General features: G+C 56.2%; 8 protein-coding genes. 5 read left to right on the top strand and 3 right to left on the bottom strand.

The genetic code is table 11. The features are described from left to right. Positions 1 to 83: 83 nt before the first annotated feature. Genes VL547_RS21290 through VL547_RS21280 form a run of 3 tightly spaced genes read right to left on the bottom strand, consistent with a single transcriptional unit; the run spans position 84 to position 2,689 of the window. Positions 84 to 851 (bottom strand): MBL fold metallo-hydrolase, encoded by a 768-nt coding sequence (locus VL547_RS21290; protein WP_325581771.1) that lies wholly within the window; start codon positions 849 to 851, stop codon positions 84 to 86. Continuing rightward, a complete protein-coding gene (locus VL547_RS21285; protein ID WP_325581769.1) occupies positions 848 to 1,117 on the bottom strand; it encodes a hypothetical protein in 270 nt (89 codons plus the stop codon). Before VL547_RS21285 ends, VL547_RS21290 begins: the two co-directional genes overlap by 4 nt. Before the next feature lie 9 nt (positions 1,118 to 1,126). Further along, the gene (locus VL547_RS21280) at positions 1,127 to 2,689 is read right to left on the bottom strand and encodes a response regulator (RefSeq protein WP_325581767.1); all 1,563 of its coding nucleotides are present in this window, start codon (positions 2,687 to 2,689) and stop codon (positions 1,127 to 1,129) included. Positions 2,690 to 2,744: 55 nt separating this feature from the next. Between VL547_RS21280 and VL547_RS21275 the strand changes: the two genes are divergently transcribed. The 5 genes from VL547_RS21275 to VL547_RS21255 all read left to right on the top strand — a co-directional run bounded on the left by VL547_RS21275 (position 2,745) and on the right by VL547_RS21255 (position 8,011). Continuing rightward, the gene (locus VL547_RS21275) at positions 2,745 to 3,935 is read left to right on the top strand and encodes an HD domain-containing protein (RefSeq protein ID WP_325581765.1); all 1,191 of its coding nucleotides are present in this window, start codon (positions 2,745 to 2,747) and stop codon (positions 3,933 to 3,935) included. 93 nt (positions 3,936 to 4,028) lie between these two features. Then, entirely contained in the window at positions 4,029 to 5,084 is a 1,056-nt protein-coding gene (gene lpxD / locus VL547_RS21270; RefSeq protein WP_325581763.1) for a UDP-3-O-(3-hydroxymyristoyl)glucosamine N-acyltransferase, read from the top strand. Between the two features lie 39 nt (positions 5,085 to 5,123). After that, positions 5,124 to 6,542 (top strand): bifunctional UDP-3-O-[3-hydroxymyristoyl] N-acetylglucosamine deacetylase/3-hydroxyacyl-ACP dehydratase, encoded by a 1,419-nt coding sequence (locus tag VL547_RS21265; RefSeq protein WP_325581761.1) that lies wholly within the window; start codon positions 5,124 to 5,126, stop codon positions 6,540 to 6,542. Between the two features lies 1 nt (position 6,543). Further along, positions 6,544 to 7,350 (top strand): acyl-ACP--UDP-N-acetylglucosamine O-acyltransferase, encoded by an 807-nt coding sequence (gene lpxA, locus VL547_RS21260; RefSeq protein WP_325581759.1) that lies wholly within the window; start codon positions 6,544 to 6,546, stop codon positions 7,348 to 7,350. Then, the gene (locus tag VL547_RS21255; protein ID WP_325581757.1) at positions 7,331 to 8,011 is read left to right on the top strand and encodes an ABC transporter ATP-binding protein; all 681 of its coding nucleotides are present in this window, start codon (positions 7,331 to 7,333) and stop codon (positions 8,009 to 8,011) included. The genes lpxA and VL547_RS21255 overlap by 20 nt, the downstream gene beginning before the upstream one ends. Positions 8,012 to 8,118: the final 107 nt, after the last annotated feature.

Below are 8,118 nucleotides of genomic sequence, written 5' to 3'. Positions count from 1 at the left end.
TTTGCGAAACTTTTCGCAAAACAGGGAAAAAGAGGCACCCCACCCCACTCCGAGAGGCCGGCAGGCCGAAAGAACAAGGGGTATTAAACCGTGAGGCGGAGCCCGTCATAGGCGAGGGCCCGGCCCGGGGGTAGCTCACGGGACACTTCGGCGTGGAGACCCAGCTGGTGGCTGATGTGGGTGAAATAGGCCTGCTCGACGCCGAGCTCGTCGGCCAGGGCGATGGCTTCGGTCAACGTAAAATGTGAAATGTGGCTCTCGCGGCGGAGCGCGTTCAGGACGAGGACCTTCGAGCCGCGGATCTTTTCGCGTTCGGCTTCCTCGATGCGGTTGGCGTCGGTGATATAGGTGAAATCGCCTATCCGGAAACCATACACGGGCATCTTGTAGTGCCAGACCTGGATGGGGATGAACGTCAGCTCCCGTACAATAAAAGGCCGGTCGTCGATGGTATGCAAAATAATCTCGGGCACGCCGGGGTACCGTTTGTCGGCAAAGGCGTAGCCGAACTCCCGCTTCAGCGTCTCCTCCGTCATGGCATTGGCATAGACGTGCATCGGCGCCTGCATGAAGAAGTTGAAGGCGCGGACGTCGTCCAGGCCGGCGATATGGTCCTTGTGGGGGTGGGTGAACACCACGGCGTGGAGGGTCGTGAGGCCGATCCGGAGCATCTGGGTGCGGAAGTCCGGGGTCGTGTCGATGACGATGGAGGAAGAAGGCGTCTCCACCAGGATACTCGAACGAAGCCGTTTGTCGCGCGCGTCCGTGGAATGACATACGGCGCAGGGGCAGGCGATCATCGGTACGCCGGTGGACGTACCTGTTCCCAGGAAGGTGACGTCGAGCGTCATTGAGCTTCGTGCTTGAGCATGACCTCGTCGTACATTTTCTGGGCGTCGGTGGTCAGCATTTCATAGGTGATCTGCAACTGGGGGATCAGCTCGATCAGGGTGTTGATCTTTCCTTCCGTATCCAGGAACTTGTTGAGTACCACCACCCTTTTTTGCTCCAGGATGCAATACCCACTCTGGAAGTTCCCGCGTTCATACCGCAGGATATAGGACGCCTCGTCCAATATCTTCTCTATCCGGTTCAAGGTTACCTGATTGTACCGCATGCTGCAAATCTAAGAAATTCCGCCCTTGCTGGACATACGCACCACCGGGACGATCATTTCCTCCAGGCTGACCCCACCGTGCTGGAAGGTGTTCCGGTAATAGTTGACGTAGTGGTTGTAATTGTTGGGGTAGCAGAGGAACTGGTCCTCCCGGGCAAAAATATAGGACGAGTTGAGGTTGGGCGCGGGGAGGCCCGCTTCTTTCGGGTCCTTGAACGCCAGTACCTCCCGTGCATCGTAGTTGAGGTTGCGTCCGTGCTTGTAGCGGAGGTTGGTGGTGGTTTGCCGGTCCCCCACGACCTTGACGGGCGTCTTGACGCGCACGCTGCCGTGGTCGGTAGCCAGGATCAGGTGGAACTTCCGGTCGGCGATCTTGCGCAGGGCCTGGTACAGGGGCGAGTGTTCGAACCAGCTGGCTGTGATGGACCGGTAGGAAACCTCATCGGCGGCCAGCTCCTTGAGCACCTCCATTTCGGTCCGTGCATGGCTGAGCATGTCCACGAAGTTGTAGATCACGATGGAAAGCGGATACTGGAGCAGGTTGTGGACGTTGTCCACCAGCCGCTGCCCATCCTGGTAATGGAGGACCTTGGTATAACTGAAGCGGAGGTCGTCCCGCCGGAGGTTTTTGAGCTGTACCTTGAACAGGTCTTCCTCAAAGGCATTCTTGGAGCCTTCGTCTTCCTCGCTTTTCCAAAGGGAGGGATGGCGCTTCTCGATCTCCACCGGGAGCATCCCCGCAAAGATCGCATTCCGGGCGTACTGGGTAGCCGTCGGAAGAATCGAATAAAACGTATCTTCTTCGACCAACCGGCAAATCTCCCCGAAGAAAGGCTCGAGCACCTTCCACTGGTCGTACCGCAGGTTGTCGATCAGCACGAGCAGGGTGGGGATGTCCTTTTCGATATGGGGGAGCACCTTGCGGCGGACGAGGTTGTGGCTCATCACCGGCCCGTCCTCCTTGCTCTTTATCCAGGAGAGGTAGTTCCGGGAAATGAACTTGGAAAATTCGGTGTTGGCTTCCTGTTTCTGCGTCTGGAAAACTTCCTGCATTTCGGGGCTGTCGCTCTTCTTCATTTCCAGCTCCCAAAATGTCAGCTTCTTGTAGATTTCCATCCACTCGTTATAATCAGGATTGCTATTGAGCGCGATAAAGAGGTTGCGGAACTGTTGCTGGTAGGCGGCGGTCGTCTTCTCGGCCACGAGGCGCTTGTTGTCGAGTATCTTCTTCAGGCTGAGCAGGACCTGGTTGGGGTTCACGGGCTTAATAAGGTAATCCGATATCTGTGAGCCGATCGCCTCGTCCATGACATTCTCCGTCTCGTTCTTGGTTATCATGACCACCGGGATATGCCGGTTGACTTCCTTGATTTTCGCCAGGGTCTCCAGACCGGTGATACCCGGCATGCTTTCATCCAGCAAAACGACGTCGGGGGTATTTTCCTTGACAAAGTCGATGGCGTCAAAACCATTGGTGAGCGTGTGGACAGCGTAACCTTTATTTTCCAGGAACAGCTTCTGCGATTGTAAACTTTCTATTTCATCGTCCACCCAAAGTATCGTGGCTATCATACGATCAATCTACAATTTAAAATCGTCATGGGGAAATATAATTTACCTTTAGCCCATGCGGAAAATCATCAACGATCCCGTCTATGGGTTCATCACCATCGATCACCCGCTGATCTTTTCCATCCTCAACCATCCCTGGTTCCAACGTCTCCGCCGGATACAGCAAATGGCGCTGGCCAGCTTCGTATACCCGGGAGCGGTACACACCCGCTTCCTGCATTCCCTGGGCGCCTATCATCTCATGAGCAGCGCGCTGTCCGAGCTCCGCGCCAAGGGGGTGGACATATCTCCCGAAGAAGAGCTGGCGGCCAAAGCCGGCATCCTGCTCCACGATATCGGCCACGGTCCCTTCAGCCACGCCCTGGAGCACGTGTTGGTAGAGGATTGCAGCCACGAAAGCATTTCCAGACTGATCATGAAACGGCTGAATGAAGAATTTAACGGTTCTTTAGATTTAACCATTTTAATTTTCAATGGTCAATACCCGAAGCGTTTTTTGCACCAGCTGATTTCGGGGCAACTGGACGTGGACCGGATGGACTACCTCACCAGGGATAGCTTTTTCACGGGTGTTTCGGAAGGCGTGATCGGGTATGACCGCATTCTGAAGATGCTCACGGTACACGACGGAGACCTGATGGTGGAGGAAAAGGGCATCTACTCCATCGAAAAATTCCTGGTCGCCCGGAGGTTGATGTATTGGCAGGTTTACCTGCATAAAACCGTCCTGAGCGCGGAGCAGATGTTGGTGCGGATCCTCATGCGTGCGAAGGAGCTGGTCATGGATGGCAGGCTGTCACCGGATGGGTCGCCCCTGTACCACTTCCTGGAAGGCCCCGCCGAGATAGACCTCGACCGCTTCTGCCGGCTGGACGACTCGGACGTAGAAGGATTGCTAAAACGCTGGACAAGACACGAGGACACAGTCCTTTCAACCTTGTCCAGTTGGTTGATCGATAGAAGGTTGTTAAAGATCCGGTTGGGAAACCTCCCGACACCCGCCGGTCCGCTGGAGGAAACCCGGCGGACGGTGGCACGGAACTTGGGCATCGGGGAAAGGGAAGCCTGTTACTTCGTTTTTGACGGGACGGCCACCAACAGAACCTACGATGACCGGGACGAGAAAATCCGGGTCTTGTTTAAAAACGGCGAAGTCCGGGATATTTCCCAGGTGGATAACGCGCTTATCCATCAAACTTTAGCCAGCCCTGTAAAAAAATTCTACTTTTGCTTCCCAAGGAGCTAGGTATTGACCCTAAAGGAGTGGAAGCGGCAAATATTTTTTAAGAAAATACGTTACTTTAGAATATTAATCCCGAGGCCAGGTAAACAAGGAACTATGCAATTTTCAGCCGCGCAGATCGCGCTCATTATACAAGGTAAAATCGAGGGCAATCCTGATGCCCTGGTCGAATCGTTCGGGAAAATCGAGGAGGCAAGGGCCGGCCAGCTGACGTTCCTGGCAAATCCCAAATACGAGGACTATCTCTATACCACCGACGCTTCGGTCGTCATCATCAACGCGGCCCAGGAGCTGCGTCAGGGCGTCAAGTCCACCCTGATCAGGGTTGCCGACGCCTATTCCGCTTTCGCGACGCTCCTGGCAAAATACCAAGAGATACAGAACCAGCAGATGGTGGGCATACAGCAACCCAGCTTTATTTCGGACAAGGCGTCCCTGGGGATGCACGTTTTCGTGGGCGCGTTTTCCTATATCTCTGAAAACGCTTCCATCGGGAAAAACGTCAAAATCTACCCCCACGTATATATCGGTCCCGGGGTCATCATCGGGGACAACACCATCCTGTATCCGGGGGTTCGTATTTACCATGGCTGCAAAGTGGGGGAAAACGTCACCATCCACGCGGGGACAGTCGTCGGCGGGGACGGGTTCGGTTTTGCCCCCCAGGCCGACGGCACCTTCAAAAAGGTGCCCCAGATCGGAAATGTGGTCATAGAAGATAATGTAGAGATCGGCTCCAACGCCACCATCGACCGGGCGACCATCGGGAGCACGATCATCCGCCGGGGCGCCAAGCTCGACAATCTTATCCAGATCGCCCATAACGTGGAAATCGGCGAGAACACGGTGATTGCCGCCCAAACCGGCGTGTCCGGCTCGACCAAGGTCGGCAAGAATGTCATGATGGGCGGACAGGCCGGGGTCGTCGGTCATATCTTTATCGCCGACGGGACCCGGATCAATGCGCAAAGCGGGGTCACCAAGTCGGTCAAGACCCCCAATTCCGCGCTTTCCGGCTCCCCCGCCTTCGACTATACCAGCACCCTCCGGAGCCAGGCCATCGCCCGGAACCTGCCGGAGTTGGAGAAGCGTATCGTCGACCTGGAACTGGCGATCAAGCAGCTTCTAGCGGAAAAAGAAAGTATCTCTTGAATTCCCGGAGATTAGCCAGTTTTTCCTACTTTCGTGCCCATGGAAAGCACGAACGGGGCTAGTCAACATTTTCAACATACGATCAAAGAGAGGATTACCATTTCAGGCGTTGGAATTCATACGGGGAAATTTGTTAATATGACCCTCGTTCCTGCTGATCCGGGCCATGGAGTCGTATTCAAGAGGGTTGATTTGCCCGGTGGCCCGACCGTAAAGGCTGACTGTGACTACGTAGTGGATACGACCCGCTGCACCGCCCTGGAGCACAACGGAGCCCGGGTATCCACGGTGGAGCACCTGATGGCCGCTCTCTACGGAACCCAGGTGGATAATGTCCTTGTCGAGCTGGACGGTCCCGAAATCCCCATCCTGGACGGCAGCGCCAAGCCCTTCGTGGATGCCCTGGAGCTGGTGGGCCTGGCAAAGCAAAATGCCCCTAAGATCTGGTATACGATCGAACATAACCTTTCTTTTGTCGACGACCTTAAAAAGGTCGAAATGGTCGCCATGCCTTACCCCGAATTCAGGGTAAATGCGTTGATCGACTTTAATTCCCCCGTCCTGGGAACCCAGCACGCCGCGCTGAAGAATATCGCCGATTTCAATACCGAGATCGCGCCCTGCCGGACGTTTTCCTTTTTCCACGAGCTGGAATTCCTCTTTGAAAATAACCTGATAAAGGGTGGCGACATCAATAACGCCATCGTCGTGGTGGATCGCCCGGTCACTCCGGCTCAATTGGAAAAATTGGCCAAGGTCTTTCATCGCGACTCGATCGCCGTCAACAGCGGCGGCTACCTCAATAACCTGGAGCTCCGCTTCCCGACCGAACCGGCGCGCCACAAGCTCCTCGACGTCGTCGGCGACCTGGCGCTGGTGGGATTCCCATTCAAGGCCCACGTGATCGCCAACCGGCCCGGACACTCCTCCAACGTGGCGTTCGCCAAAAAGATCAAGGAGCACATCAAGAAAAACAAGCACAAGGCCGGCATTCCCAGCTACGACCCCAACAAACCGCCGGTCTTCGACATACACCGAATCGAAAAAATATTACCCCACCGCTACCCTTTTCTGCTGATCGACAAGGTCATAGATATGTCCCCCCAGCACGTCACCGCGATCAAGAACGTGACCTACAACGAAGCCTTTTTCCAGGGGCACTTTCCGGGCAACTGCGTAGTGCCCGGGGTGTTGCAGGTGGAAGCGCTGGCGCAGGCCGGGGGAATCCTGGCCATCCCCAAGGACAATCCGGAAGACCACTATGAAACCTACTTTCTCAAGATCGACAACTGCCGCTTCAAGCAAAAAGTTGTCCCCGGAGACACGATGATCCTTAAGATGGAGCTGACTGCCCCGATCCGTCGCGGCATTTGCGAAATGAAAGGAACCATCTATGTGGGCAACAAGGTGGTCACCGAAGCAGACCTGGTAGCACAAATTGTAAAAAGCACAAAGTAACATGATCAGCCCGTTAGCCCAAGTACACCCTAAAGCGAAAATAGGACCGAACGTCACCATCGACGCGTTTGCCGTCGTCAGCGAAAACGTGGAGATCGGGGAAGGCAGCCACATCATGTCCCACGCCATCATCATGGACGGCGCGCGGATCGGCAAGGAGTGCACGATTTTTCCGGGTGCGGTGATCAGCGCCGTACCGCAGGACCTCAAGTTCGTCGGGGAAGAAACGCTGGCCATTATCGGCGATCATACAACGATCCGGGAGTGCGTTACCATCAACCGCGGTACCGTGGACAAGTGGAAAACGGTCGTGGGCAGCCATTGTCTGCTCATGGCATACGTCCACGTCGCCCACGACTGCATCATCGGGAACCACGTCATCCTCGTTAACGGCGTCACGCTGGCCGGCCACATCACCGTCGACGACTATGCGATCATCAACGGTCTGACGGCCGTACAGCAATTCCTCCACATAGGCGCCCACTCCTATATCGGCGGCCAAAGCTCCATCCGTAAGGACGTGCCCCCCTTCGTCAAGGCCGCACGGGAACCGCTCAGCTACGCCGGGATCAACAAGATCGGCCTGGCGCGCCGGGGCTTCAGCAAAGAGGCGGTCGAGGAAATTTCCAACATCTACCACATCCTGTTCATACAGGGACATAACACCAGCACCGCGCTGAACATCATCAAGGAACGGGTCCCCGATTCCCCCATCCGAGCCAACATCATTTCCTTCATCGAGAACTCTAAAGCCGGTATCATCCGACGGTACATCAAAGAGAGCGCCGATGAAGATATCACTCTCTGATATAGGCAAACGTTATAACCGCGACTGGATTTTCCGTCGCCTCACCTACACCTTCGCCTCCGGCGTATCCTACGCCGTCACCGGCCCCAACGGGTCGGGTAAGTCGACGCTGCTGCAGATCCTGGCGGGCGTGCTCGTGCCCTCCGAGGGCGTGATTGCCTGGGCCGCCCCGTCAGCCCCCTCCGCACCGGTTGCGCCCGAAGCGTCCTTAGCCTCGTTTGCGCCCGTCGCGCCCGACCGGGTCTACGAGTCCGCCGCCCTGTCGGCCCCCTATCTCGAAGTCATCGAGGAAATGACCCTCACCGAATTCCTCGACTTCCACGCCGTTTTCAAGCCCTTCCGCCCCGGCCTCACCACCGCTTCCATCATATCCCTGCTGGGCCTCGACTCCGCCGCCCACAAACAAATCGTGAACTTTTCCTCCGGCATGAAGCAACGCGTCAAGCTCGCGCAAGCTATCTGCTCCGATACGCCCCTGCTCCTGCTCGACGAGCCCTGCACCAACTTCGACGCCGCCGGTTTCGAACTCTACCGTTCGTTGATCGCTACCCACGGTTTGGGTCGCACGATCATCGTCTCGTCCAACGACCCCGCGGAATACGACTTCTGCGATCACGTCCTCTCCATCTCCGATTTCAAGCTCCCCGCCTCCAGGTCCTAGCGCGGCCCGCCGCCAGCCCGGTTGCCGGCCCATGCCGCCCCCGCCCTAAGCGCATAGGCCTCGAGGAGTGGGGTGGGATGCCTCTATTACCCCGTTTTGCTTTGAAT

The organism is Dinghuibacter sp., from assembly GCF_035492835.1.
In the GTDB taxonomy this organism is placed as follows: Bacteria; Bacteroidota; Bacteroidia; order Chitinophagales; family Chitinophagaceae; genus Dinghuibacter.
This window is presented reverse-complemented; position numbering and strand designations above follow the sequence as displayed.

Excerpts from the sequence above, each read along its gene's own strand:
- VL547_RS21275 (WP_325581765.1), top strand. The coding sequence starts at position 2,745 with ATGCGGAAAATCATCAACGATCCCGTCTATGGGTTCATCACCATCGAT.
- VL547_RS21290 (WP_325581771.1), bottom strand. The coding sequence starts at position 851 with ATGACGCTCGACGTCACCTTCCTGGGAACAGGTACGTCCACCGGCGTA.
- VL547_RS21280 (WP_325581767.1), bottom strand. The coding sequence starts at position 2,689 with ATGATAGCCACGATACTTTGGGTGGACGATGAAATAGAAAGTTTACAA.
- lpxA (WP_325581759.1), top strand. The coding sequence starts at position 6,544 with ATGATCAGCCCGTTAGCCCAAGTACACCCTAAAGCGAAAATAGGACCG.
- VL547_RS21255 (WP_325581757.1), top strand. The coding sequence starts at position 7,331 with ATGAAGATATCACTCTCTGATATAGGCAAACGTTATAACCGCGACTGG.
- lpxD (WP_325581763.1), top strand. The coding sequence starts at position 4,029 with ATGCAATTTTCAGCCGCGCAGATCGCGCTCATTATACAAGGTAAAATC.
- VL547_RS21285 (WP_325581769.1), bottom strand. The coding sequence starts at position 1,117 with ATGCGGTACAATCAGGTAACCTTGAACCGGATAGAGAAGATATTGGAC.
- VL547_RS21265 (WP_325581761.1), top strand. The coding sequence starts at position 5,124 with ATGGAAAGCACGAACGGGGCTAGTCAACATTTTCAACATACGATCAAA.